Annotated in this window: 17 protein-coding genes; 8 read left to right on the forward strand and 9 right to left on the reverse strand. The window is 56.0% G+C overall.

Annotated features, from left to right (window positions below; genetic code table 11):
* Nucleotides 1–3 precede the first annotated feature (3 nt).
* Together AABA21_RS29085 and AABA21_RS29090 are read right to left on the reverse strand one after the other, a co-directional pair.
* Nucleotides 4–5241, reverse strand: coding sequence for a beta-ketoacyl synthase N-terminal-like domain-containing protein (locus AABA21_RS29085; RefSeq protein WP_338255624.1), 5238 nt, complete (start codon nt 5239–5241; stop codon nt 4–6).
* Between the two features lie 361 nt (nt 5242–5602).
* Complete coding sequence (locus AABA21_RS29090; RefSeq protein WP_338255626.1) at nt 5603–5797, reverse strand: helix-turn-helix domain-containing protein; 195 nt, start codon at nt 5795–5797, stop codon at nt 5603–5605.
* Nucleotides 5798–6406: 609 nt separating this feature from the next.
* Here AABA21_RS29090 and htpG point away from each other — a divergent pair.
* Together htpG and AABA21_RS29100 are read left to right on the forward strand one after the other, a co-directional pair.
* On the forward strand, nt 6407–8287 hold the full coding sequence (gene htpG, locus AABA21_RS29095; RefSeq protein WP_338255627.1) for a molecular chaperone HtpG: 1881 nt from the start codon (nt 6407–6409) through the stop codon (nt 8285–8287).
* A gap of 678 nt (nt 8288–8965) precedes the next feature.
* Nucleotides 8966–9205: a hypothetical protein gene (locus tag AABA21_RS29100; RefSeq protein WP_338255628.1), complete on the forward strand. Its 240-nt coding sequence runs from the start codon at nt 8966–8968 to the stop codon at nt 9203–9205.
* 139 nt (nt 9206–9344) lie between these two features.
* Here the strand turns inward: AABA21_RS29100 and AABA21_RS29105 are convergent, their stop codons facing one another.
* Nucleotides 9345–10205 (reverse strand): aldo/keto reductase, encoded by an 861-nt coding sequence (locus AABA21_RS29105; protein ID WP_338255630.1) that lies wholly within the window; start codon nt 10203–10205, stop codon nt 9345–9347.
* A 416-nt stretch (nt 10206–10621) separates the two neighbouring features.
* Between AABA21_RS29105 and AABA21_RS29110 the strand changes: the two genes are divergently transcribed.
* Nucleotides 10622–11776, forward strand: a complete 1155-nt coding sequence (locus tag AABA21_RS29110) for a M20/M25/M40 family metallo-hydrolase (protein ID WP_338255632.1) — start codon at nt 10622–10624, stop codon at nt 11774–11776.
* A gap of 24 nt (nt 11777–11800) precedes the next feature.
* On the opposite strand, the gene AABA21_RS29115 is transcribed toward AABA21_RS29110, so the two are convergent.
* On the reverse strand, nt 11801–12913 hold the full coding sequence (locus tag AABA21_RS29115) for a glucose 1-dehydrogenase (RefSeq protein ID WP_338255634.1): 1113 nt from the start codon (nt 12911–12913) through the stop codon (nt 11801–11803).
* Nucleotides 12914–12999: 86 nt separating this feature from the next.
* A complete protein-coding gene (locus AABA21_RS29120; protein ID WP_338255636.1) occupies nt 13000–14184 on the reverse strand; it encodes an RNA-guided endonuclease TnpB family protein in 1185 nt (394 codons plus the stop codon).
* Nucleotides 14185–14525: 341 nt separating this feature from the next.
* Between AABA21_RS29120 and AABA21_RS29125 the strand changes: the two genes are divergently transcribed.
* The gene (locus AABA21_RS29125; RefSeq protein WP_338255638.1) at nt 14526–15743 is read left to right on the forward strand and encodes an acyl-CoA dehydrogenase family protein; all 1218 of its coding nucleotides are present in this window, start codon (nt 14526–14528) and stop codon (nt 15741–15743) included.
* Nucleotides 15744–15868: 125 nt separating this feature from the next.
* Here AABA21_RS29125 and AABA21_RS29130 read toward each other — a convergent pair whose 3' ends face one another.
* From AABA21_RS29130 to AABA21_RS29140, 3 genes are all read right to left on the reverse strand, one after another.
* Nucleotides 15869–17044: a GNAT family N-acetyltransferase gene (locus AABA21_RS29130; protein WP_338255640.1), complete on the reverse strand. Its 1176-nt coding sequence runs from the start codon at nt 17042–17044 to the stop codon at nt 15869–15871.
* Between the two features lie 149 nt (nt 17045–17193).
* Nucleotides 17194–19329, reverse strand: a complete 2136-nt coding sequence (locus tag AABA21_RS29135; RefSeq protein ID WP_338255642.1) for a beta-galactosidase — start codon at nt 19327–19329, stop codon at nt 17194–17196.
* A 358-nt stretch (nt 19330–19687) separates the two neighbouring features.
* Nucleotides 19688–20632 (reverse strand): phytanoyl-CoA dioxygenase family protein, encoded by a 945-nt coding sequence (locus tag AABA21_RS29140; RefSeq protein ID WP_338255643.1) that lies wholly within the window; start codon nt 20630–20632, stop codon nt 19688–19690.
* Nucleotides 20633–20756: 124 nt separating this feature from the next.
* Here AABA21_RS29140 and AABA21_RS29145 point away from each other — a divergent pair, with 124 nt between their 5' ends.
* The 3 genes from AABA21_RS29145 (at nt 20757) to pheA (ending at nt 23452) form a co-directional block, all read left to right on the forward strand.
* Nucleotides 20757–21620, forward strand: a complete 864-nt coding sequence (locus tag AABA21_RS29145; RefSeq protein WP_338255645.1) for a helix-turn-helix domain-containing protein — start codon at nt 20757–20759, stop codon at nt 21618–21620.
* A gap of 324 nt (nt 21621–21944) precedes the next feature.
* On the forward strand, nt 21945–22133 hold the full coding sequence (locus AABA21_RS29150) for a hypothetical protein (RefSeq protein ID WP_338255647.1): 189 nt from the start codon (nt 21945–21947) through the stop codon (nt 22131–22133).
* A gap of 434 nt (nt 22134–22567) precedes the next feature.
* The gene (gene pheA, locus AABA21_RS29155; RefSeq protein WP_338255649.1) at nt 22568–23452 is read left to right on the forward strand and encodes a prephenate dehydratase; all 885 of its coding nucleotides are present in this window, start codon (nt 22568–22570) and stop codon (nt 23450–23452) included.
* A 308-nt stretch (nt 23453–23760) separates the two neighbouring features.
* Here pheA and AABA21_RS29160 read toward each other — a convergent pair whose 3' ends face one another.
* Nucleotides 23761–24795: a P-loop NTPase gene (locus AABA21_RS29160; protein ID WP_338255650.1), complete on the reverse strand. Its 1035-nt coding sequence runs from the start codon at nt 24793–24795 to the stop codon at nt 23761–23763.
* 280 nt (nt 24796–25075) lie between these two features.
* Here AABA21_RS29160 and AABA21_RS29165 point away from each other — a divergent pair, with 280 nt between their 5' ends.
* Nucleotides 25076–25765, forward strand: a complete 690-nt coding sequence (locus AABA21_RS29165; RefSeq protein WP_338255651.1) for a Crp/Fnr family transcriptional regulator — start codon at nt 25076–25078, stop codon at nt 25763–25765.
* Nucleotides 25766–25810 lie beyond the last annotated feature (45 nt).

Consider the following 25810-nt stretch of genomic DNA (forward strand, 5'->3'; position numbering starts at 1 on the left):
TCCTTAATGAGTATGAATTTTACCAGTTGCATGGAGCGTCCAGTGGTCGTGTGGTTGATCTGGTGCACCGACAGCATGGCTATAAATGGTAAAGGTTGCCTGATCCTGGGTGTCGGCAGAAAGAACAACTTGAACCTTCTGGGGACCCTCCTCCGGCAAGAGGAGCAGCTTCTTAAGCTCAATCTCTTTCAGGCTATAGTTATTGGTGCCAAACGCCTCCCTGGTCGCGGCCTGCGCCATCTCGATGTATGTTGAAAGAGAAAGGGCGGGCGAGCCCTGGACGCGATGGTCCTTCATGTAGGGAGTTCGCTGCGTATTCAGTATACTCTCCCAGACGTGCATGCGTACAGGTTGAACCAGGGCGACATGGGTGTCCAGCAAGGGATGGCGTTGAGAGTCAGGCTGATTCTCTACAACCTCTGCTCGCCGCGCCTCTGGCTGCGCGGCGGGCGCGTCGCTGGTCTCGAACCAGTAGCGCTGGCGCTCAAACGGATAGGTTGGCAAGGCGATGTGCTGGCGCTGATAATCGTGGTCAAACCCAGGCCAGTCAAGGTCGACGCCCAGCACAAACAGCTTGCCCACGCTTTCCAGCAAGGTCTGCCAGTTGCCATGATCTTTGCGCAGCGATGGCAACCAGCTATACTCCCCTGCGGACAGGCTACGTTTTCCCATATTAATCAGTGTAGCGGCCGGGCCAACCTCAACAAAGACATCGCAGCCCTGGCTGGCCAGCGTATCCAGGCCAGCGGCGAACTGCACCGCGCTGCGGGTCTGCGTGCGCCAGTAATGTGCATCCACCGTTTCGCCCACGTTCAAGAGCTGGCCCGTAACATTGCTGACCATCGGGATCTGCAGCGGTTTAAACGTGATCTCGCTGGCCACCTGCTCAAATTCGTCGAGCATCGGCTCCATCAACGGCGAATGGAAGGCATGGGAGACCGTCATCGGATGCGTCGCGATGCCCGCCGCCTCCAGCTTTTGCGTCATCTCTTGCAGCGCCCCGGCATCACCCGAGAGCACCACGCTCTGCGGACCATTGATGGCCGAGATCGAGACCAGCTGCTGCACCGGCTCCATAAACGGCCGCAGCTGCTCGGGAGTGGCGAAGGTTGCCACCATGCTTCCCGGCTGCTTTAGCGCCTGCATCAGGCGTCCACGCGCGCTGATCAGCTTCAGTCCATCCTCCAGACTCATCATCCCGGCGACGCAAGCCGCCACATACTCGCCAACGCTATGCCCCAGTAGCATATCTGGCACCACGCCCCAGGACCTCCACAGCTCCGCCAGCGCGTACTCCAAAGCGAACAGGGCCGGCTGCGTATAGGCTGTCTCATCCAGCGATGGATTCTCCAGTGAAGGATAGAGCACCGACAGCAGCGGCTGCTCCAGGTACTGCTGCAGGATCTGGTCGCAGCGCTCAAGGGCCGCGCGGAACGTCGGCTGGGTATCATAGAGCTGCCGCGCCATCCCCACATACTGCGAACCCTGTCCCGTAAAGAGGAAGGCCAGCTTATGGCCGCGCGTTGTTTTGCGTCCCTGCTGGATGGTCGACGCCGGCTTATCCTGCAGGAAGGTCGCCAGCTGTCCTCGTAGCCGCTCGGCGGTCGTCGTCGTAATCGCCAGCCGCGAAGCGAAGGGGACACGCCCCGTATTGGCCGTATAGCAGAGGTCCGCCACCACCGTGCCGTGATGCTCCTTTAAGAAGGACTGGTAGCGGCGCGCCAGCTGGCGCAGGGCCTCATCGCTGTGGGCCGACAGCGTCAGCTGGTGCAGGGGCCGCTCCATCTCGTTGGTGACGGCGCGCGTCTTCGGCGCCGCCTCAAGGATCATATGCACATTTGTGCCGCCGAAGCCAAAGGCGCTGACGCCCGCGATGCGCCGCTCCGTGGGCCACGGCATCGGCTGCGTCGGGATCGCGAAGGTCGTATCCTCAAACGAGATATGCGAATTCAGCTGCTGGAAATGCAGATTGGGAGCGATCTCGCCCTTTTGCAGACTGAGCACCGTCTTGATCAGACCGGCGATGCCCGCCGCAGACTCCAGGTGGCCGATATTGCTCTTGACCGCTCCCAGCACACAGGTCTGCTCGGGCGTGCGCTGTGGCATCAGGACCGACTTGAGGGCCGCCACCTCGATGGGATCACCCAGCGGGGTACTGGAGCCATGTGTTTCCACATAGCTCACCAGTTCTGGCTGGATGCCGGCGTTATTCAGAGCCTGGCGGATCACAGCCTCCTGGGAAGGGCCATTGGGGGCGGTCAGCCCGTTGCTGCGCCCATCCTGGTTCACAGCCGAGCCGCGAATCACGGCCAGCACCGCATCACCGTCGCGCTGCGCGTCGGAGAGCGGTTTCAGCAGGACCAGTCCGCAGCCCTCGCTGCGCACATAGCCATCGGCGCTCTCATCAAACGTCTTGCAGCGACCATCCGACGACATCATGCGCGCCTGCGAGAAGGTAATCGTCAGTTCGGGCGTCAGGATCAGATTGACCCCTCCGGCCAGCGCCAGCGTGCATTCATGGTTGCGCAGACTCTGGCAGGCCTGGTGGACCGCCAGCAGGGACGACGAGCAGGCCGTATCCATCGCCATGCTGGGACCGCGCAGGTCCAGCACATACGACAGACGGTTGGCCGCGATACTGTGCGCATTGCCCGTACCCGCGTAGGCATCGGCCTCCTCGGGATGGCGGAACTGCAGGCGTGAATAATCGTCGCTACTGATGCCCACAAAGACGCCGGTCTGGCTTCCCGCCAGCCGCGCCGGGGAGATGCCCCCGTTCTCCAGCGTCTCCCATGCCACCTCCAGCAGCAGACGCTGCTGCGGGTCCATGCCATTCGCCTCGCGTGGCGAGATGCCGAAGAAGGCCGGATCAAACTTATCCACATCGGACAGGAAGCCGCCCCAGCGCGTGTTCATCTTACCGGGCGTGGCCGGGGTCTCGGCATAGTAATCCTGGCTATTCCAGCGCTCGCCGGGCACCTCCGAGATGCCATCGACGCCGTTGCGCAGCATCTGCCAGAACTCCTCAGGATTCTGTGCCCCCGGAAAGCGGCAGCTCAGGCCGATGATGGCGATGGCATCCTGGTCAAACCTCTGCTGATCGGGCGTCTCAACCGCCTCTGTCGCAAAGACCTCTTCTCCATTCGCCAGGTAGCGGGCCAGCGCATCTATAGTAGGATAATCATAGGCCAGCGTCGGGGACAGTGACTGATGCAGCAGATCCTCCAGGTCGGCGGACAGACTGACCGCCTGCGCCGAATCCATGCCGTAGTAGGCAAATGGTGTCCCCACATCGATTGAAGTAGGCGCCACCTTCAGCGCCTCCGCCACGTGCTCCACCAGCCAGGAGCGCAGGGTGGCCACGTCTATCGCTGGCTCGGATGGCTGTTCCTCCTGAACGGATTGCTCTTCTTGTACTGGCTGCGGCGTGGTCTCCTTCGCGGGTCTGGCTGCCTGTGGCGTGCCGACCTCGGACGCGTCCTGCTGCCAGGAATATACCACATCGAGCGTACCATCCAGATAATGTTCTTTCGTGCCCCGGCGCTGCACCTTGCCGCTGGACGTCTTCGGCAGGCTGCCGGGTTTGATCAGGGTGATCGCGTACACCTGGACCTCGTGCTGTAGCGAGATCGCCTGGCGAATGGTCGCCGCCACCTCCTCCAGATTGGAGGATAGCGCGGTGCGCTCAACCTCGTGTACGATGACCAGGCGCTCCTCGCCACTCGCCTCGATCGAAAAGGCGGCCCCGCCATTGAGGCGCAGGGCAGCGTGGCAGCTTTCCACCGTCTTCTCAATATCCTGTGGATAATGGTTGCTGCCGCGAATAATAATCAGATCTTTCAGGCGTCCCGTAATAAAGAGTTCATCCTCATGCGAAAAGCCCAGATCACCGGTACGCAGGAAAGGACCCTGTCCATCGACCAGGTGGGCCTGGAAGGTCTCGGCCGTCTCAACGGGTCGCTGCCAGTAACCCTGGGCCACGCTGGGGCCGGAGAGCCAGATCTCGCCCACGCGATCGGCTGGGCACGGCGTACTGGTCTCGGGGTCCACAATCAGCATCGTCTGATCATCCTGGCTCTTGCCGCTGCTCACCAGGGTTCTGATGTTCTGCTCCTCGCCATCCTGCTGATCCGTTGCTGGTACTTCCTGAGCCAGATTCTGCTTCAGGGACTGAGCATCGAATGAACGCACGGTGGGGAAGACACCCTTGGTGCCTGCGCTTATCAGCAGTGTCGCCTCGGCCATGCCATAAGAAGGGTAGAAATAATTGCGGCGGAACCCGCTGACCGCGAAGGCTTCCGCGAAGCGCTCCAGCGTATCCGCACGCACCGGTTCCGCGCCATTGGCCACGATCTCCCAGTGGCTCAGGTCCAGCGTCTTCTTCTGCTCCTCAGTAACCTTGCGCACGCAGAGGTCATAGGCGAAATTGGGAGCGCCACTAATGGTGGCCTGGGTATTTGAGATTGCCTGCAGCCAGCGGTACGGGCGCTGTAAAAAGGTGGTCGGGGCCATAATCGTTGATTCGTAGCCTGCGTAGAGTGGTTGAAGCACCCCACCGATCAGACCAAGATCATGATAGAGCGGCAGCCACGTTACGCCGTGGGCCGTCTCGGGATGCTGGCAATAACGTGCGACCAGCGATAGATTATGCAGTAAGTTCCCATGCGTCACCATCACGCCTTTAGGGACCCCGGTCGAGCCTGATGTATACTGCAAGAACGCCAGCGTTGCGCTATCCACATCGGGCATCTCCCATTGGGAAGAGGTATCGGTGAGGGTATCAGTGACAAGGACGGGCGCAGCCTGTAGCTCAGGGGTCTGCTGGATTAAATTGGTAACTTTTGAAGAAAGGGTGGTGGAGGTTAGAACGACCTCGGCATCAACGTTTTGCGCGATCGCTCGAAATTTTGTCAGGGTACGATCTGAGCGAACCGCAGAAGGTGGGTACACCGGGACTGCAATAATTCCACTGTATAAGCAACCGAAGAATGCGACGATAAAGTCCAACCCCGAAGGGTAGATCAGCAAAGCGCGGCTTCCGCGAGGAACGCGCCCTTGTAATGAAGCGCCGATAATTCTTGCTTGGTGATCAAGCTCCGCGAATGTGAGGGCATCTTTTTCTTTGTCTCCGTCAGTCAAAAAAGTGTAGATGCGCTGTTCGGGCTGTTGAGCTGCCCTCCAACGAAGGAGATTGACCAGAGTAGAAAACTCACGCGAGGGTGGCAAAATACGTGTTTTCAATTTACTATTCCTGGTCGGGAAATATCGACAGCCAGTTGCTAGTATAAGAGCAAAAAGCAATCGAGTTACATATTTATTTATGCGTCTGTTATTGATAATACATTTAAGTCAATGGGACTGTCAACCGTTTTTTTACACAGAATCCCACTCTGTTTCGCTGAGTTTACCACAGCCATACCGGTGCCGAACTCGCCCTGCTTCTATGGCTAAAAATAAGCCTGACTTCATACCAGAAGCCAGGCTCATTTTTATGTATATTTGATTGTGGGAAAGCGCAAATAGTAAGCTTTAACCATCAGATCTCATATATTTATTATATATTGGCAGCGGGCCGCTGACGGAGATATTTTGCGCTTCTTGACTAGTCGCCCAACTGACCGGCGGCAGCACCCAGAACGCGATCAAGGGTCTCGCGTTTAATGCGGTATGCCTGGCGCTCATTGACGTGGGGCAGAATAACCGCTTCCAGGGCCCCCTGCTTCACCCAGCGACGAACCGTAGTATCGTCTACGCGTAAGATATCTGCAACCTCGGACACTGTTAATAGCTCGCTCATCTGTTTTCTCCTTATTGATTGATATCAATTTTTATACTGTGTTTTCTACTGATTCACTTGCTCTGGGTTGCTTTGTCGCTAAATAGGCCCAACAGTTAAGAAGTGATCACTGCGTTGTAGAAATACACAAAAAAACATTGTATATGCATTGTACATTAATGTGGTCAGGTAAGTAAAGAGGAGTGATAAATTTTAGTATATTTAGTATATGCAGATAAGAACTTAAGCTATGCTTTTTACCTATATAAATTTTAACAGCTTTGTTATATCTATGCAGCTACGTGAGCATAGCTAGAACTATCTGGCTATTTTTTTAGTTTTTCACCATTTTTTATACTTCGGAACAGTTAAAAAGAATAAATTTTTCTTCGTAATTTATATAAGGGGTGGGGCAAAATAAAGGCGCGTCCGACGCGCCTTTATTTTGCCCCACCCCTTATATAAATTATTTGAATGCGAATTTTTGGCAATATACGTTTAATACGATCATCTGGTGCGCGAATCAGTTGAAAAAGGGCTCGGGTTTTGGTACAGTAGCATTTGATAATAATGCCTCTTGCGTGCTATTCTTCTCTCTCAAATACTATTGTTGCCAGGGAGGTTTTGTTTATGTCAACAGAAACACATAAGGAGACGCTTGGTTTCCAGGCTGAAGTAAAGCAGCTATTGGATCTGATGATCCACTCGCTGTACAGTAACAAAGAAATATTTCTCCGTGAACTCATTTCAAATGCATCGGACGCGATCGATCGTCTGCGCTTCGACGCCCTTTCAGATGCATCGTTATATGAGCATGATACCGATTTTAAGATTCGCGTTTCATTTGATAAAGATGCTCGTACGATCACCGTCGCGGATAATGGTATTGGTATGAACCGCGAAGAGGCTGTCGAGCATCTGGGCACGATCGCCAAATCGGGCACCCGTGAATTTTTCCAGGCTCTGACAGGGGATCAGCAGAAGGATGCCAACCTGATCGGCCAATTTGGTGTTGGCTTCTATTCTTCGTTTGTGGTTGCCGACCGGGTCACGGTCCTGACCCGTCATGCTGGTCTGAAGCCGGGCCACGGCGTGCGCTGGGAATCTAACGGTCAGGGAGAGTACTCAATCGAGAACATTGAGAAGCCCTCTCGTGGTACCGAGGTCATCCTGCACCTGCGCGAAGACGAAGACGAGCTCCTGAACGGCTATCGCCTGCGCTCAATCATTCGCAAATACTCCGACCATATCACCTTGCCGATCGTGATGAAGTCGGAAGAGAAGGATAAAGAGGACGAGTGGGAGGTAGTGAACACGGCGTCCGCGCTCTGGACCCGGTCACGCAACGAGATCAGCGAAGAAGAATATAATGAATTCTATAAGCACATCTCGCATGACTTCAGTGATCCCCTGGCCTATACCCACAGTCGCATGGAGGGGACGCAGGAATATACCCTGCTGCTCTATGTACCATCGCAGGCCCCCTTCGATCTCTACACTCGTGAAGTCCATCATGGTGTCAAGCTCTATGTGCGCCGCGTCTTCATCATGGATGACGCCGAGAAACTGATGCCGCGCTACCTGCGCTTCATCCGTGGTGTCATCGACTCCAACGACCTGCCCTTGAACGTCTCGCGTGAGATCCTGCAGCAGAATCGCATGATCGATGCCATTCGCTCCAATTCGACCAAGAAGGTGCTGAGCCTGTTCACCGACATGGCCAGAAACTCGCCGGAGAAGTACGCCACCTTCTGGCAAGAATTTGGCCGCGTCATCAAGGAAGGCCTGCTGGAAGACCACAACAACCGCGACACCCTGGCCAAGCTGCTGCGCTTCGCCACCTCGACCTCCGGCAGCGAGACCCAGAACGTCTCACTGGAAGAGTACGTCGGGCGCATGAAAGAGGGACAGGACAAGATCTACTACATCGTGGCCGACAGCTACGCCGCTGCCAAGGATAGCCCCCTGCTGGAGATCTTCAAGAAAAAGGGGATCGAGGTCCTCTTGCTTTCCGATCCCGTTGATCACCTGGCGCTGCCAGAGCTGCGTGAGTTTGACGGCAAGCAACTGCAATCAGTCTCCAAGGGTGAAGTCGACCTGAGCAAGCTGGAAGACGAACAGGAGAAAGAGGAGCAGCAGAAGAGCGCCGACGAGGCCAAAGATCTGCTGGAGCGCCTCAAGCAGGTCCTGGGCGAAGAGGTCAAAGATGTGCGCACCACCAACCGCCTGACGACCTCTCCGGCCTGCCTGGTCGTCGACGAATATGGCATCGACCCCAGCCTCAAACGCCTCCTGCAGTCCGCCGGTCAACAGATCCCCAACGACAAGCCGATCCTGGAGATCAACCCCCAGCATCCCCTTGTCGTACGCATCAAGGGAGAAGCGAACGAACGGCTCTTCTCCGATTGGGCACACGTGCTCTTCGACCAATCGGTTCTCAGCAGCGGCGAACAGCTAGAGAATCCCGTCACCTTTGTCAATCGCTTAAACAGCCTGCTGGCACAGCTCTAACCAGCAGCAGAAAAAAGGGCCGTCCTCGAAACTTCGAGGGCGGCCCTTTTTTTTGAAAGGCGTAGGATTCGCGCCTTCGCATAAGCCAGGGCAAGCCTGACACCTACACTCTACGCGTCTACGGTGCTCAACAGTATTATATTGGAGTGGACTGGCGTGATGTCATGCAGGCGCTGAAGCGCCTGCATGACATCACGCCAGTCCACTCCAATATAATATAACGAGGGCAGCCGCGCATGCGGACGCGCGTGTGGGGGCGCTCACGTACCCCGATAAGATGAGAGTAAGACCCCATACTCTTAATAAATAAAGCATCTGAAAGACAATGGCCTGGCTTTTGCAATTTGTACAAATATATCGAGGTTTTGTTTTGTGCAAATTGCACAAACGAGGGGTCAAATTGCTTCGTAAAGATGTAATAAAGGGTGTGGGTAGGAGTGTTTTTGAAGTGGCTATATATCGAAGTGCATAAAGATTTTTGCCGCCCCATTTTTTGGTCGTTTTTTGGCCCCTAAACGCCAGATTATGCCGTATTATATGTATGTCAGCGAAAGCGAAACGACAAACAAAATCAATCACCTGGGCTGGAGGTTCGACGGCGAATCTTCCCCTCAGTTAGTCAAAAGTATAAAGAGTAAAAACAACAGCCTGAGATAACCTCAAGGAGGAGCAAACAATATGAACACACCACACAACCACAAAGATCACATGAAAATCGGTCGCTACCAGTCCTGGTTAGAGGATGGCAAGCTGAAGCTGTACTACCACGAGTTTGGTAATCCCAGTGGCATGTATTGCACGATGAGCGCTGAAGAGACCCGTGGTCTGCTGGAGCTGTTGAGCCGCAATAGTGAGGGCATCAACGAGGCTCTATTCGTGAACGAAAAAGAGTCCCGAAACAACTACGCCGGCCTCTAGTCGTTCGAACTTCCTGATGAGGTTGTTTCGCTGCTAGATAGCCGATGAATAAAACCGCGGGGATCGTCCTGATATTTCTATCAAAGAGGACGACCCCGCGGTTTTTGTATGTCAGTTCGCTGTCGAAGTGATCAGGCAGCTACACAAAGAGCGGCTGCATACCCAGGCCGGCCACCATCTTCTCCATTTCTGAATCCTGTGTTGCCTTCTCAAAGCGACTGGCCGCGTCCAGCACCTTTGGCAGGAGATGGATATCGCCAACGGTATTGAGGAAGACTCCCTCGTGGCCCAGGACCCAACCGACGGCGCGATCGATATCTTCCTGGTCCTCCAGGGGAGCGTACCAGGTGCTGCGGTTGTGCTCCTCACCCAGCCATGGCTTGTAGGCAATCGATTTAATGGTCTGTACGGCCACGTTACGTTGCTTGCAGGTCTCAACCAGTGCGTTGAAGTTTTCCGCGTAATACGGATTCTGCAGCGTCACATAGTTGCAGGGCAGCAGGACCGAGTCGAAGTCGAAGCGCTCCAGGCTGCGGCGATGGGTGGCGGCGATCTGCAGGCCATGACCGGTCACACCGATGGCGCGTACCAATCCCTGCTTCTTCGCCTCGATGGCCGCGTCGATGACGCCACCCGGGCTCAAGGCGATGTCCCACTCGATAGGATCGGCCAGATTGTGGAATTGCCACAGATCAACATAGTCGACCTTCATACGCTCCAACGAGCGATGCAGCTCCTCCATCGCCTTGTCCGCTGTACGCTCACCAGTTTTTGTGGCCAAAAAGAAATCGCCGCGATGCTGAGCCATCCAGGGGGCAATGCGCAGTTCTGCATCGCCATAGCTGGCGGCTACGTCGATGTGGTTAACTCCATATTTGAGCAGTACCTCTAACGTCTGATCTGCTTCCGCCTGCGTAACCGAACCCAGAGCGGCGGCACCGAAGAGGGTGCGCGTGCTGTTATGCCCGGTTCGACCAAAAGGCTGTTTGGCAATAGTCATAAATACGTTCTCCTGCTTCTATACATTCCAATCAAAAGACGAGAGTGACATAGCGCTTTGGTCTGAATGGCCAAAGTTATTGTATCCCTTCGACTACCTCTATTCAACGCACCAATTTCAAGGTTGGTCAATACGTTATGTACAGTTCTTGCTGGCATGATGCTTTGTTCGCGGATAAAAGTCGCGGCATCGGCCAGCGGCTTGAATACATGATTGGTGCTTGATTGGGGTCGGCGGGCGTATATAGAAGTGATACGGATGAATGCGCCTATCAGTTTTGTGATAGCTCTCTCACGTATTATAATTTTTTTATATCATGTTTTTTGCTACCTATGATTGGTCCGGGCATATAGCGTGGCGCACTCCTGTGCCCGCTATTTTTGATCTCGATGTATGAAGCAATAAAGGAGCGATTGATGGCGCTGACCACTGAGGATTTGAATCGCCTGTTAACGGATGCAACCGCGAGGATTGAGGATGTTGTGGCGCTGACACAGCGTATCTGCGCGGTCGCGGCCCCTACCGGTGACGAGGGGGAGCGGGCCGCGTTTGTGGCGCAACTCTGGCGGGAGCGCGGCTATGCTCCTGAGATTGATGAGATCGGCAACGTCTATGTACGGCGCGGGCAGCAGGGGCAGGGCAGACCGTTGGTAATGCTGCTGTCGCATATCGACACAGTCTTTCCGGCCACGACACCCCTGAAGATCTATCGAGAAGGGGATCTCGTCTATGGTCCGGGGATTGGCGATAACAGCGTCAGTGTGGCCTCCGTATTGACTGTATTTGAGATGTTGGATGCATATGGCTGGGAGACGCCGGTAGACCTGCTGGCTGTAGCCAATGTTGGTGAGGAGGGCCTGGGAGATCTGCGGGGCGCCAGGGCCGCCGTAGAGCGCTACAGGGAAGAGATCGGCGCCGTCCTGGTCGTAGATGGTAACCTGGGCAGCATTGTCAATGTCGCCGTCGGCTCGAAGCGCTGGAAGATTACGGTCAGGGGCCCCGGCGGACACTCCTTTGGGTCCTTTGGTGTTCCCAGCGCCATCCATGGCCTGGGGCGCATTATCGCGGGCCTGGCGGCGCTGCAGGTACCGAAGGATCCAAAGACCACCTTCAATGTGGGCATGATCGAGGGAGGGACCTCAGTGAACACCATCGCGCCCCGCGCCTCGGCGTTGCTGGATATGCGTTCCATCAACCCGCAGGCGCTGGATACCCTGGTGGCGCAGGCGCGAACGATCGTGGAGCAGCGAGCCGGCTCCGGCCTGCAGACCGAGATAGAGAAGATCGGAGATCGGCCCGCCGGCAAGCGTGGCGAGGATGATGAACTGGTCCGGCTCGCTGTGGAGGTCGTGAAATGGATCGGCTATCAGCCACAATGCGTGGCATCGAGTACGGACGCCAATATCCCCATTAGCCTCAACATTCCATCCGTCTGTATCGGCGTCACCAAGGGCGAGAAGGCCCATACCATGGAAGAATGCATGCATGTCGCACCGCTGGGGAAGGGCCTCGCCCAGTTGTCGCGACTCTGTATGGAGGCCAGCGCGCTGGTGGCATCCCGGCAGCCCTAGCTACATGCCGCCGGGACGCATCGGTTAGGCGATGGTGACAACGTGCTTGATGCCACCGGGCTTCTTGAGCAGAACCCCGGAGGCCCGCTGCATTGGATGGCGTTGGGTAATCAGACTGGACAGGATCGAGGGCCAGCGCTGCTGGAACACGCCCAGATGCTCAATGGCGGACGTAAAGGTGTCCGGTCCCGCGTTGACCGTACCGATAATAACCTGGTTCAGCGGGGTCAGATTGTGCAGCGTCGCGGCGCTATCGATACCATAAGGCTGCCTGGGATTGGTGCCGCTGGTAAAGATAAATATGCCATTGCGATTGAGATGTTGAATGATCTCAATCGCCATTGGGGCTGCATCCATAGCTTCGTACACCAGGTCGATCTGCCCCACCTGCTTTGTAAACTCCTCCACAGGAGTCGTCTCGGATGAAATATAGGTGGCGCCGATGGCGGTTACGATATCGGCCTTTTCATTGGGGGCCTGGGCGCGGGAATAGACATAAGTATCGAAGCCCTGGATCACGAAGAGCATCGCGCCCAGCAGGCCGATGGGTCCGGCACCCAGCACGACGGCGGTCAGGCCGCGTCCGGGCTCGGAACTGGTAGCGGAGCCGGTCTGCCATGGCAGGCGCCGCTGAATCTGAAGAGCCTGGTCCAGCGCTTTCTCAGCGATGGTCAACGGCTCCGTCAGCACAGCCACCTGTCTGAGCCCCTCGGGGGCGGGATGCAGGAAGCGCACATCATCCACCACATATTCGGCCATATAGCCATGGAGTTCTTTAATGCCTCGTTCTGTATAGGTGCCGGTCTGACAAAAATCCTGGTGCTCGGCCTGGCAGGCCCGACACGAGGGATCGGCACAGGGGCGGCGCACCTCAGGCACCACCAGGTCGCCCGGCTGCAAATGGGTGACCGCATCTCCTACGGCAACCACTTCAGCCAGCGCCTCATGTCCCAGAATCAGATAGTCGCTATGTGCCGGCGGAGAGCCAAAGGCCTGGGCGCAGATATGGCGATCGGTGCCGCAGACTCCCACTTCCAGTAGCCGCAGCTTTACCTGCTCTGGTCGCTCGATCTGTGGCTCAGGATGTTCGACTACCTGGATCTCTTTTGTTCCTGGAAAGACCGCAATTGCCTTCACGAATTATCTCCTTGTGCATAGATAATAATAGGTTCTTTCTGCTACTTTGACATCTCCCCACAGCTAAAGCAAGGGGATGCTAAGAATCACTTCTTAGATTTCCTGCTTCGTTGAGGCTTGCCTGGTTTGGCTTTCTCCGCTCCAGGTCTTACGGCCTCTCCACAGGCATTAAGGACCGTGAGCCCCACGGACCTGATATTTTTCGCCGCGTTCAAATCTCTATGGTGATGAATGCCACATTCCGGACACGTCCAGTGGCGAACATTAAGTGGTAAGGAGTCTACAATATGTCCACAGTCGAAACAGCGTTTACTGGTGGGTTCCCACGTGTCAATTCTCACCACATGTCGACCATACCAGCCCGCTTTATATTCCAGCAGGGTAACAAATTGCCCCCAGCCCACGTCCGAGATGGCTTTACTCAAGCACGGATTCTTGATCATGTTCTTGACCCGAAGGCTCTCCACGCAGATCGTTTGGTTTTCACGGATCAAGCGGGTGGATAGCTTCTGGAGAAAGTCGGTGCGTCGATCAGCAATCCGAGCGTGTATTCTGGCCACTTGACGGCGCGCCTTGTCTCGGTTCTTCGACCCCTTTTGTTTCCTGGCGTATCGCCGTTGGGCTTTCGCCAGTTTCTTCTCATCCTGCCGAAAAAAACGCGGATTGCCAATTATTTGGCCATCGGAGAGCACCACGAACGATTTCAAGCCCAAATCAGCGCCGATCGTCACATCCGTCGGGGTCAGGTAAGGGATGGGTTCTTCCACCAACAGGCTGACGAAATAGCGCTCGGCGGCGTCTTTAGAGACGGTGACGCTGGACACCACAACCTGTGCTGGCAACGAGCGGGACCAAACGATATCGAGCGGATCTTTCATCTTCGCTAGCCTGAGAACTCCGTGGCGAAACGTAAAGGCACTTGCGGCATAGGAGGCCGACTGCTTGTTTCGTTTCTTTTTGAAGGCGGGATACTTCACACGCTTCTCAAAAAAGGCGAGAAAGGCATTGTCGAGGTGACGCAAAGTCTGCTGGAGGGGCACACTGGACACCTCATTCAACCATGTGTAGGCTTCTTGGGTTTTTAGGTCGGTCAGCAGCGAAGACAGATCTTCGTAGGAGAGACGCCGCTGCAGCTTGTGGTAGGCATCGGTTTTGAGACGGAGTGCCCAGTTGTACACGAAACGGGTACATCCAAAGGTACGAGCAAGCATCTGCTTCTGCTCATTTGTTGGATAGAATCTGAACTTGTATGCTCGTTTCTGTGTACACATGTTCTACATTCTATCATCCCAGATGCAGCACGTCAAGCAAATCGGAAGGAGCGACTTTGCTTCACCACCAGAAATGAATCTCGGAGTTTTCACAAAGCCGCATTTATACATAAATTGTCTATGTAGCGAGTCAGCGTTTTGTCTCGTATATGATATGATTAGCTCAGAGAAGTTATTATCATAAAGGGAATAAGCCTTTACTGATAGTGCATCCGCATAGCGGCGCCCCTCGCGGGGACCTCCATCTTTGTATGGACCAATGAGCACAGCACAGGTGATCTCCGCGAGGAATGCCGCTATCTCATTATGTCTTTAAGGCCATTTGAATTAAAGGAGTATCCATGAGCTTCCTCTCGTATCCAAGGACTGCCGAACAAAAACAACTGCTGGAGACGGCCGCTAGCTTAGCCGACCGTTTCGCGGAGCGTGCCGCGCGCTATGACTGGGAAGGGCGCTTCCCGGTAGAAAATTTTAAGGATCTGCACGAGGCGGGCTATCTGACGCTCTCGCTGCCACGCGAACTGGGGGGACAGGGTGCTTCGTTATTGGATCTCGTTCATGCTCAGTATCGGCTGGCGCAGGGTGATGCGTCGACGGCGCTGGTGGTAACGATGCACCTGATGCATAGCGGTCGGCTGGTCGAGGGGCGCGGCGAACTGCCCCCGGTGATCGAGCAACTGTGCCGGGACGTGGTTGAGAATGGAGCCATGATCAATAGCGCGGTCAGCGAGCCGGCGACCGGCAGTCCCAGCCGGGGAGGACGTCCCCAGACCACTGCCCGCCGCCAGCCAGACGGCAGCTGGCGTATCGATGGCCGCAAGACCTTTACCACCGGCAGCCACGCGCTCAGCTATTTCATCGTCGGATGCAGTATCGAGGATGCCGGGGGAGCGGAGGCTGGTTTGCCAGCACTGAAGTCCGAGCGCGGCAACTTCCTGGTCCCCAAAAGTGTCGAAGGTGTACGCATCGAGGACACCTGGAACACCGTTGGCATGCGCGAAACCGGCAGTAACGACCTGGTCCTGGAAGGGGTCCACCTGGGGGCCGAGGCTTATCTTGACGAGCAGCTCCCCGCGATCCCCAGCATCCAGACGAAGCAGGGCGTATGGGGACTGGTCCTGGCCTCCGTATACCTGGGTATCGCGCAGGCCGCCCGCGACGAAGCCGTACGCTTCGCGCGCAGCCGCCGACCCAACTCACTCAAACAGCAGTCGATCGCCACCGTCCCCCATATTCAGGACAAGATCGGCCGCATCGAAGTCCTGCTCTTGGAAAGCAAGGCCTCGCTCTTTGGTCTGGCCGAACACTATAGCGAGGATAACAGCAACGTAGAGTCCGCCCTGGTAGGAGCCGTCAAGTACCTGGCGACCAACAACGCCATCGAGATCATCGACCTCTCCATGCGCGTCGCGGGAGCCGCCAGCCTGGCCCTTAGCTCGCCGCTGCAGCGTTACTACCGCGACATCCGCGCCGGCCTGCACAATCCACCCATGGACGACGTTGCCCTCGCCGCCCTCGCCAAACGCGCCCTCGAAGACCCCACCGAACACGCGAAATAACGCCCCCTATACGCCCGATAACGACCTCTAATCGTAGGTGCCGGGCTTGCCCCGGCTTCGGGCTTGCCCCGGCTTTTGCGGCCCCGTTTGATGATATCCCCGACATCATCAAACGGGGCCAACGATTAGAAGGTCTCGTAGAGGTAGGGCAGTTGCGGCGTGAACATGCCGCGCATGGTGGCCTGGATCTGCTCTGATGGATCGCCCCAGTCGCGAATAGCGAACGTAGCCGGATCATGGGTACCATAGATGAGCGCCGATATGGCCTGGATCGACAGATTACAGTCCGCCGAGGTGGCGGGACTGATCTGGAGTTGGCTGTCGCTCTGCTCAAAGCGGTATGTGCCACTGTTCCAGGGACAGTATTCGTCGTGCACGTGTGCCGTGAAGCTGCCGGGCCCGATGTTCATACCGTTGAGCCGGGTGATATCGACGACGCGACCCATAGGAGCTCCTACAGAGGTCACACTCATGTTGAGATCGGCCCACCAGGTTTCAGGCTGTTCAAACGGCAGCAGATGTGCCTCGATGGATTTCACGTGGTCGATGTGGCGCGCGAACCATTCCAGCAGCAGGTAGCGGCCCTGAACATCGTGATACCAGAAATGGGCGACCTGGAAATCATCGCCATAGCCCTTGATCTTGTAGAGCATCATCCCCTTAACCTCGCCGTGTGAGCGGGCCACAGCCAGCCAGTAGGCGTTCTGATCGCGCAGGCTGGACTCGATCTTGGGCGAGAAGCGACCGAAGCCATGAATTCTCTGATGCTGAAGGGACAGATAGTCCTGGTAGAGCTCAAAGCCTTGAGCCAGCTCCATCAGCTCCACATCTCCATCCAGATCCTTTTTGAGCAGCGGCTGCAGCGCGACCGGGGAGAAGCGTGCCTGCTTTGATTGCGGAAAGGTGGTATAGCCGAGGCGTTGATAGAACGACTCGCGGAACGGATAGAGGACGGAGATGGCGTACCCATCCTCGCGCATGCGCGCCAGCAGAGCGGTCAGCATGGCGCGGGCATAGCCCTGGCGACGACCGGCGGGGTGGGTGGTAACCGCGCCTATCGCGCCCCCCTGGTAGAACTGGCCGCGAATATTTTGTGTGATGGTCGAACTAACCGCACTCGCGCGCGGCTGATTATCGTCAAAGACCGCGAAATAGGTGGCCTCATTGCGATAAGCCAGATCCTTCTCCCAGGCCGCTCGTTCGGGAAGCGAAGGCGTTGAACGAAAGGCATAGGAGGTCAGCAGGCGCGTCACCTCTGAAATCTCATCCGGCTGCATCTGGCGAATAGTAATATTGGACATAAGGCACGATCTTTCTAGTATTGCAGTAAATATTGACGAGGAAAAAAGCCGAAAAATAACACCAACCGCTGACTGGCAATCAGCGGTTGGTCGTTTTTCTCTACTGGTATGATGGCACGTCAGGGGGGAGTGTGTCCAGTCCGACCGCCTTACTCCTGATCGTCCTGATAGGGTTGGGGCTGGGCTCCGCTGATAGCCTCTACCTGGCACAGGGCGATCGTATCTGGATCGCCGCCGAGCTCCTCGAACAGCGTCAGGATGTTCTCTTCCTGTAGCCACTCTTGCGGCAGATGATAGTAGCGCTGGGTAGGGACATCGGTATTCTGGGCAAAGATGATATTCTTCTGCCATTGTTCGGTTTCGCCGCTCGCTGGGGTCAGCCAGTAGCGTCCGATGCAGCGACCATTGAGCCAGGCCAGACCCTTCTGCATGCCGTTGAGATCAACGACAAAGGGTCCCTCTCCCTGTGGACGGCTGAATGATAGCTGCCACCAGCGCAAGGGCTGATTGAGGGCCTCAGAGCTTTTCTTCTGCCACGTTACGAGTGCCGAGGCCGCCCCGAACAGGGCGCCCTGCTCACCGAGCAGGCCCGGCAGTATCGACCACTCGCCCTCCAGAACCTCACTATTCCAGCGTGCATGGCCCCAGAGCCCCTTGCGCTCCTCAACCATGTTGGCATCGATCATCCAGTCCCCTTTGATCAGGCCCACGGCACAGCTCAAAATGGACAACTCATGCTGACCGGCCGCTAGCGAGAGGTTGAAGGATTGGGTAAAGGCCGGACCCTCGAAGGAACCGCGATCTTCAAGCAGCGGCGTTGGCGAGGTGGCGACGAACTGGCTGTCCACGAAGATATGGGCCACGTCCGCGAAGCCGATCAAAGAAAGGGTGCCCTCCGCCTCCTCTGTTGTCGAGAGGGTGGTGCTATACCAGCAATAGTCGGTACGGTCATGGGTCAATGACAGCTGTTCAACGGGTTGGGGCGCCGTGATGGCACGCTGTCGCGCGTCAGGTCGCTGTGTGGGCAACGGCTCCACGTACCACGTGGTCCGCGTAATGGCTCGCTCCAGTGGTTGATAGGCCAGCTGCAGCGTATGGGCCGCATCGACCTCGGCCGTGTTATAGAGAATGACGCCATCACCGACCAGCAACACGGAGTGCGCCGGCAGCTCTATCTTCTCGTCGCCCAGCAGACAACTGGCGGGCAGCGGAGCATCGTTGCACAGAAATGTCAGCGCCTGCGTCTCACTGGCATAGGTATAGGCCCATTGCTGCTCGCCCAGTGGCTGTGGCTGTGGCCGTTCCTGTTCCAGCAGCAGCCGGGCATAGCTATGGAGGACCTGGTGGAGATCAGCCAGGTGACGCGACTTGGTGGTGGGCTGACCAAATTCGTTGAGCGGGGCATTGAAATCATAGCTGGTGGTCTGCAGATACATCGCCTCGCGCCCAAAATTGGTGCCGCCATGCCACATATAATAATTGACGCCCGTGCCCCCGGCGGCGATGAAGCGCGCCACGCCATACGCCACATCCTGAGGCGTGCGAATATGGTGGGGATAGCCAAAGGTATCGTACCAGCCGGGCCAGTCCTCGGTCCAGATGGCGGGCTGATCGGGATGGTTGAGCGCATGCTGCTCAACCATAGGATGGGCATAGAAGCCATTCATCGTCTCGATGGCCCCTTCGGCCGCCCCCACGCACATGACCAGTGGTATCCCCATGTTAAGTGACTGTCCCAGCTCGCTGACCCAGCGCAGATAGCGTTGTCCCTCCGCCCCGTAGCGGCTGGCGATATTCTCATACTCATTTTCAAGCTGGGCCAGAATAATCGGTCCCCCATGGGAAGCCAGCAGGGGACGGATATAATCGACCAGGAAGCGCACCCAACGCTCCATCTCGCGCATAAACGGCTGATTATAGGTGCGGAACGCGATACTCGGCACCTCGCGCAGCCAGGAGGGCAGGCCGCCATAATTGGTCTCCGCGCAGATATATGGTCCGATGCGCAGAATTACATGCAGGCCATACCGTTCCGCCAGCTCACAAAAATAGAACAGATTCAGGCGATCCGAAAAATCAAACTTCCCCTGCTCCTGCTCGTGCAGATTCCAGAACACATAGGTCTCAATCGTATTCAGCCCCGCCTCTTTGCTCTGACGCATCAATTCCGGCCACATCGCGGGCGTACTGCGTGGATAGTGGATCGCCCCGCTCACAATCAACGTGCGCTCTCCATTGATGAGGATCGCCCGCGAGTCGTAGCTCACCGCTGCAGGTATCTCCATAAAAAATATGCCCCTCTCTTCTCAACCCATAACGAAGCCTGCCACCTTGCATGGCCCGTGTTTTTAAAACTCTATAACTCATCTACGTTTGAGACGGTCATAAAGCGTCTTTTTGTGCGGAATATTATTGAGGGAGGATGGGCGCCCGGGAACGTGGTGATTCGCAATACGTTCAATGCAAGATCGAGCAAAACGAGAAAAGACCACAGTACGTGCGGGGCTTGCCCCCGCTTCCTTGCTTGCCCGCGAGAAAGGTTCCCTCAAAGTGACCAGGAACGGTTGCATTTTTCCTGCTGCTTTTTCGATCGGCGAGGAAGGAAGCGGGGGCAAGCCCCGCACGTACTGCATCTCTTTCTATTTATGCATTTTGTTTTCTGGAGAGGGAGGAGCAATAGGAGCCGGCGGTATGGTTGAGGTGGGCCACTTTGAGGGCGACCTCTTCATTTTCATCTACCTCGGGTCGGAGCTCGGGCGAGATGTTCCATTGGAACTGCTCCGCGTCGGGATAGCGGGCGGCGTAATGGCGCAGGGCGGGCGGAATCAGGCGCAGGCGGCGGTCGATCCATTCACGATCCCAGGGACCATCTTCAAGGATCTCTTCGGCGGCGCGGAACTCGTAGTAGATGGTGCGGCGCAGGGCCTTGCCCTCGACCTCTTCCGATCCATGTACGACCATTACATCGTGCAGCAGCACATCGCCGGGCTCCATCTCTACCACGATCGCGTCGGGCGGATTCCAGCCCCATTGCTCTGTCAGCGCGCAGAGATCCTGGCGCTGGCTGTGCGTCTTTGGAATGACGTGCAGAGCACCCGCATCACCGCGCGAGGCATCCAGGTAGAGATCGAAGTTGAAGATGCGATGCTTGCGTGGATGGACGGCATCCTGGTGCCAGGGGATCGCGGCCCCGTCGTCCTTTTCTTTGAAGACCATCGATTCATAGGTTGGCACAAAATCGGGGCCGCACAGGCTCTCGGCCACACCCAGCACAGCGGGACTGCCCAGCAACTCCAGCGAGGCCGCCTCCCCTTTATTATGCACATAGTTTACCCGGAACATGACGCGTCCATGTTCCCGCTCGGCGAAGGCATAGTCCTCATACAAAGGATCGCTGGCATCGATACTATTACCTTTCTCGATCCAATGCTCACCGGCCTCCTGCAGCCGCTTCAACAGATCCTGAGGGATCCACTGGCGCAGAACCAGATAGCCGTTTTCATCAAAAAAGCGGATCTGCTCCTCGCTCAGATGGTAGTCGCCGGTCCGGGGCGTCGTATCGGTCGTATGTTTGTTCGTGGTAGTCATCGAGTACTCCTCTCATGTACAACTCTGTATTGCTATGAGCTTCTACTACAGACTATACTTGATAGAATGAGAATAATCGTCTCACTCCGAACGCCATTTGTCTTAGATCCTAAGGTTCGTTCATATGCCATCAGAATTATTGAATACTGATATGACCGTGCTGGGTCTGGCGCATGGACATATGCATCCGACGTTGATGCCGAGTGCGCATCGGCACAATGAAGTGGAGCTCAATTTTGTCGAGAGCGGCGCCATGACGTACCTGTTTGGGGGCGTGCGTGTTGTGGTGCGGGCCGGCCAGCTGGCTTTCTTCTGGGCCACATTACCTCACCAGGTTATCCAGGTGGGAGAAGAGACCCGCTTCCACTGGCTGACCATCCCTTTCCCATCTTTTTTACAGTGGAGGGTACCGGCGCCCTTTCTGCAGCGCGTGCTGCGCTGTGAATGTCTGGTGGGAAGGGGTGAGCACGCGTTATTGCAATCACAATTTCAACAGTGGCGTATTGATCTACAGGCTAGAAGCGAAGAGTGCAATCAGATCGTGCTGCTTGAAGTCGAAGCCTGCGTGCGTCGCCTGGCCTTGACTATGGCCACGGCCGGTGATAGCTCATGTACGGAGGATGTGCAACATGTAGAGCCGCATGTACTGAGCAGGGTTGAGCAGATGACCTGTTTTATCGCCGAACACTACGCCGAACCCCTGCATACGCAGGATATCGCTGAAGCGGCCCATCTGCATCCTAACTATGCCATGAGTCTGTTTCGCAAACATGTCGGCATGAGTATGCTCGATTACATCATGCGCTACCGGCTCGCGCACGCCCAGCGGCTTCTGATTACCACCGACGCCAACGTGTCCGCCATTGCGCTGGCGGCCGGGTTTGGCTCCGTGAGCCGCTTCTATAGCGTCTTCAAAGCCTCATGTGGCCTGCATCCCGCAGAGTATCGCGGCGGTCTGCGGCTCCCCATCTTCGCCGAAGAGCACTGATGAGGTATAGCGATTCTTTGCCTTATGGTATATAATAATCCATTGGCCGTGTAATGATTTTACAGGGCAGAACAGATATCACAGGGGAGCGGATTGTATCAAACAATCTCCTATGATATACTATTGCAGTATTCTCAGGGCGGATCGAACAGCAATCACTGGTGTTGAGCACTCTACCGACAGCAAGAGACGCGGTAGATTGTGCTGATAGACCAACCGATTACGCGCCGGGAACAAATTGTGGGCTACATTTGTTCTAATGTGTAGAAGCCACAGAACAAGACTTCTAACAAGACAGTTTTAGGCGAAAGGGGAATATCAACAATGCCTAAGAAGGGTGAACTTTCAAAAACCGCCCGTGCTTCGCTGGCGAACCGCGAGGCCGTTAATCATCAGACTGGCCACATCTGCGCTTCTTGCAACGAGCCAATCTGGCTGGCTGATCTGTATCCAGTAAAGGTTATGGGTAAGGGCATGTCCTACTACCACAAGGACCACTACAAGGTACAGTAAAAAAATTTTGAGAAGCGGGCTTCCACATGGTGGAAGTCCGCTTTTTATATGTCTGTAGGGGTTGGTTTCGTGCCTTCGGCCCTTGACTCTACGCGCCTACGGCGCTCAACTATTTATAGTTAGGGATAGGTGCAACACAACGGGTGGGGGCGAACGCCCCCACCCGTTGTGTTGCACCTATCCCTAACTATAAAAATAGGGGCGGCCGCGTATGCGGACGCCTGTGCGGGGGCGCTCAGGTTTCCGAGGGGATGGGAATGTTGCTCATTATGAGCGCTTGACAATCCCGGCGTGAACTGGCACAATCGGCAGCAGGAGCGATGGAAAGAATAGCTGATACACTCTGCAAATGCTGGTACCTCTCTTGGAGCTTGTCCTTTGTAGTAACGGCCTGAGTGACATTCCATTTTGTCAGGGTGATAGGAGATGTGTGAATGGCACAGACAACGAAAGCAGAACATACGCGAGAATCGAAAGAGACTCCTGATGTCACTACCGTGGCCTTTCAAGGTGAACTGGGGGCGTTCGGTGATGAGGCTGTACGTGAGTATTTTGGCGCCCAATTGCAGGCCAACGCCCAGCCTGTTCCCTATCGCATATTTGCCGATGTCTTTCACGCTGTCGCGGCGGGCGAGGTAGATTACGGGCTGGTTCCGGTGGAAAACTCGCAGGCGGGCAGTATCAATGATGTCTATGATCTCTTGCGCCAGCATGACCTGTTTGTCATCGGCGAGATCGGCCATCCCGTTGATCACTGTCTGCTGGCGCTGCCGGGACAGCAGATCAGCGATATCAAGCGCGTCATCTCGCATCCGCAGGCTCTGGCGCAATCCGATGTCTTTCTGCGCGAGCTGGGCGCCGAAATCGTCGCCACCTATGATACCGCTGGCAGCGCCAAGATGGTGCGCGAAGAGCAACTGGTCGGGGTAGCCGCCGTAGCTGGCGCGGGCGCCGCAGAGATCTACCAGCTGGACATTCTGGCCCGTGGCATCCAGACCATCAAGGATAACTACACGCGCTTTATCGCCCTGGGACGCGAACCGGCGTCGCGTCGCGAAGGCGAGGCCAAGACGATGCTGGTCATGGCGACCGCGCACCAGCCGGGCTCACTCAACCGCTGCCTGGCCTTTCTGGCCGATAACCAGATCAACCTGCTCAAGCTGGAGTCGCGGCCCTCGCGCCAGCGCGCCTGGGAATACGTCTTCTACCTGGACTTCGAAGGACACCGCGAAGATCCACATGTGCGCAAGGCCCTGGCCAAACTGGCCGGTCACACCACCTTCTGCAAGGTTCTTGGCTCCTTCGCGCGCAGCATCTAACCATCCAATCGCGTGTTATCATCCATCACAACATATATAAACATAAGTGCACCAGGAGCGCTCAACAGCCGATGATAGAGAGGTGCACCAGGAGCGCTCAACAGTCCATGACATAGAGGTGCGCCAGGAGCGCTCAACAGCCGATGATAGAGAGGTGCACCAGGGGCGCGCATGTGCGCCCCTGGTGCACCTCTCTATCATCAAATGCGGCCGCGTAGCGGACGCCTATGCGGGGGCGCTCACGCTCACAAAAAAAGAGGCACCCCGCCAGGGGGCACCTCTTTTGACTCCGCGCATAGCGCGAATACCTAACGTTTAATGCGCAGGGTGCTGGTGAAATTTGCGGCCAGCTCCTCGTAAGCGTCAGCGTAATATTCCTCAACCCGGCCCGCGTCGCAGAGTGTGGTCAGGGAGGAATCGATCGGCAGATTGCCCAGCAGAGGGGCGCCCGTCATCGAGACCAGTTCGGTGCCATTGCTGGGACCAAAGATCTCGTAGCGCTCGCCGTTGGGGGTCTCAAAATAGGACATATTCTCAACCACGCCCACGATCGAGCCCTTGAGCTGCTGCACCATATTGATACACTTCATCACGATCATCGTTGCCAGCATCTGGGGCGAAGAAACCACCACCACGCCATCCAGCGGCAACGCCTGCATCACCGTCATCGGCGCATCGGATGTTCCGGGAGGCAGATCGACCAGCAGATAGTCCAGATTGCCCCAGTCCACATCGCTATAGAACTGCTTGATGGCGCTAGAGATCATGGGGCCACGCCAGACAACGGGATCGCTCTCTTTTTCAAGGAACATATTCATCGATACGATTTTGATGCCCCCCTTACTGCGCAGGGGCTCGATACCGCCATTAGCCGATTTGGTTGGCTGGCCCTTTGTGCCGAACATACGAGCAATACTCGGGCCGGTGATATCACCATCCAGGATGCCGACCTGCTGACCCTGGCGACGCAGGGAGACAGCGAGCAGACCGGTGACCAGCGACTTACCGACGCCACCCTTACCACTCATGATAGCGATCACCTGTTTGATTTTACGATTGGGGTCGCCGGATGCCATGGTCAGTGGCACACCGCGCCCTACAGGCGCCTTCTTTGGTGCAATAGATGTCGGCTCACCCTGGGCAGCGGCGTTCAGATCCTTGATCAGCAACTCCAGCTTCTCAGGAGAGAAACGATGGGTTCTGGCACCACCCGCCACGCTCTCACGCGCGCCCACTGCACAGGCGGTACAGGGGAGACCGTGTCCGTGAAAGACCTTCACGGTTGCAGGGAATTTGGTCACCACATCATGTATCACCATGTCGGCTGTAATAGTTTCCGCCATGTTACGTATCCTCATTCGCAACAGAGAACATAGATCTCTCTGTCGCTCTTTTCTGTAGAAAGATAATAATAATGAACTCTTCTATAGGTACATAGAGAGTGGTTAATTCCGACTTGCGTACTCAGATATTATAACACACCACGGTGAAAAGTGACTATAGCGATGAAAAAAAAAGCGCCCCGGAGGGAAGGGTGAGCCGAATTGCATGTCACATGTGGTTATGCTATGATGAGCGCACTGTCGCATAATGCATTATTGGGCCACAAAGGAAGCAGAAGAGATGGAAACAGAGAACGAATTTACCTATTTCCAACAGGTTACCATTTTTCGTGGACTGAGCGAGGATGAGATCCAGGAACTGGCGTCGGCGGCCAGGAAGAAAACCTTTCGGTCCGGAGAAGTTATTTTCCATCGTGATGATCCGGGACAGGTGATGTACGTCATCAAAGAAGGCAAAGTCAAAATCTGCCTGATCAGCCCCGACGGACAGGAGATCTCATTAATTGTGTTTGGCAAAGGCGATTATTTCGGCGAGTTCGCTTTACTGGATGGGCTTCCACGTTCAGCTGATGCCATCGCTCTGGAAAAAGTCGAATGCTATACCCTGCAGCGCAGCGATTTCCACAAAGCTATCATGAAGAATCCCAAAATCGCGATTCGGGTGATGGAGGTTCTCTGCGAGCGCCTGCGTAAGACGGACCAGCAGGTCGAGGACCTGATCTTCCTGGACGTATATGGGCGTGTGGCCAAGAAACTGCTCGAACTATCGGATACCCATGGCAAGAAGGTCGAAAGCGGTATCCGTATCGAAGTGCGACTGACACAACAGGAACTGGCATCGATGGTCGGCGCATCGCGTGAAAGCGTCAACAAAGTACTGGGTTATTTCACAGACAAAAAATATATCAGCACAGACAAGCATCGTATTACCCTGCACCGGGTAGCAGATCTGGAGCGGCGCATTTACTAATCCGCCGACTTGTACTTTTGGGTGCTGTGTTACCTCGCCCTTCAA

Source organism: Dictyobacter halimunensis, assembly GCF_036245075.1.

Coding starts and splice junctions, on each gene's coding strand:
- AABA21_RS29145 (WP_338255645.1), top strand. CDS start 20,757: ATGCCATCAGAATTATTGAATACTGATATGACCGTGCTGGGTCTGGCG.
- AABA21_RS29125 (WP_338255638.1), top strand. CDS start 14,526: ATGAGCTTCCTCTCGTATCCAAGGACTGCCGAACAAAAACAACTGCTG.
- AABA21_RS29150 (WP_338255647.1), top strand. CDS start 21,945: ATGCCTAAGAAGGGTGAACTTTCAAAAACCGCCCGTGCTTCGCTGGCG.
- AABA21_RS29105 (WP_338255630.1), bottom strand. CDS start 10,205: ATGACTATTGCCAAACAGCCTTTTGGTCGAACCGGGCATAACAGCACG.
- AABA21_RS29140 (WP_338255643.1), bottom strand. CDS start 20,632: ATGACTACCACGAACAAACATACGACCGATACGACGCCCCGGACCGGC.
- AABA21_RS29165 (WP_338255651.1), top strand. CDS start 25,076: ATGGAAACAGAGAACGAATTTACCTATTTCCAACAGGTTACCATTTTT.
- AABA21_RS29135 (WP_338255642.1), bottom strand. CDS start 19,329: ATGGAGATACCTGCAGCGGTGAGCTACGACTCGCGGGCGATCCTCATC.
- pheA (WP_338255649.1), top strand. CDS start 22,568: ATGGCACAGACAACGAAAGCAGAACATACGCGAGAATCGAAAGAGACT.
- AABA21_RS29100 (WP_338255628.1), top strand. CDS start 8,966: ATGAACACACCACACAACCACAAAGATCACATGAAAATCGGTCGCTAC.
- AABA21_RS29130 (WP_338255640.1), bottom strand. CDS start 17,044: ATGTCCAATATTACTATTCGCCAGATGCAGCCGGATGAGATTTCAGAG.
- htpG (WP_338255627.1), top strand. CDS start 6,407: ATGTCAACAGAAACACATAAGGAGACGCTTGGTTTCCAGGCTGAAGTA.
- AABA21_RS29120 (WP_338255636.1), bottom strand. CDS start 14,184: ATGTGTACACAGAAACGAGCATACAAGTTCAGATTCTATCCAACAAAT.
- AABA21_RS29160 (WP_338255650.1), bottom strand. CDS start 24,795: ATGGCGGAAACTATTACAGCCGACATGGTGATACATGATGTGGTGACC.
- AABA21_RS29110 (WP_338255632.1), top strand. CDS start 10,622: ATGGCGCTGACCACTGAGGATTTGAATCGCCTGTTAACGGATGCAACC.
- AABA21_RS29090 (WP_338255626.1), bottom strand. CDS start 5,797: ATGAGCGAGCTATTAACAGTGTCCGAGGTTGCAGATATCTTACGCGTA.